This is a genomic window from Flavobacterium sp. DSR3-2, assembly GCF_049896525.1.
Classification (GTDB): Bacteria; Bacteroidota; Bacteroidia; order Flavobacteriales; family Flavobacteriaceae; genus Flavobacterium.
Genome location: NZ_JAFCUM010000045.1, coordinates 1 through 527, shown reverse-complemented (window position 1 = coordinate 527; position 527 = coordinate 1). Strand labels below are relative to the sequence as shown.

At 32.6% G+C, this 527-nt stretch carries 1 protein-coding gene; it reads left to right on the top strand.

Going from position 1 to position 527, the window contains the following annotated elements; genetic code table 11:
- Positions 1-460, top strand: a 460-nt coding sequence (locus ACP7AV_RS17175; RefSeq protein ID WP_426093012.1) for a transposase, incomplete at its 5' end; no start/stop codon positions are given.
- Positions 461-527 lie beyond the last annotated feature (67 nt).

Genomic DNA, 527 nt, shown 5'->3' with positions numbered 1-527 from the left:
AATAACCCAGATGAAGCATTACAAAACTAGTGCGTGTTTGACTTGTCAACTTTATAAAAAATGTACCAAAAATGTCAAAGGCAGACTCATTGAACGCTCCCAATACGCTGATTTAATTTATCAAAATAAAGTAAGAATCGAAAACAATTATGAAATCTACCGCAGACGCCAAGCCATAGTGGAACATCCATACGGTGTTATAAAACGCCAATGGGATTTTTATTATATCATGACCAAAAAAACCATCAAACGCGCCTCAGCCGATGTAGGATTGATTTTCTGTGCCTATAATCTGCGCCGAATTTTTAACCTGATTGACCACAGTCTATTAAAACAATATTTAAAAGTATTGGCTTTATGTTTTGGGACTCTAAGAGCAATTTTTAAAGCTTTTTACGGACTGTTTTATTTTAAGAATGAAGAATGCTTTTTTCCAAAAAGAGTTTCAATTGTAGTTTAAATCATATATATTTACTTACTGATTAACTAAAATGAGTTCGTTTAAAGGTTTTTAGACGAACTGACGT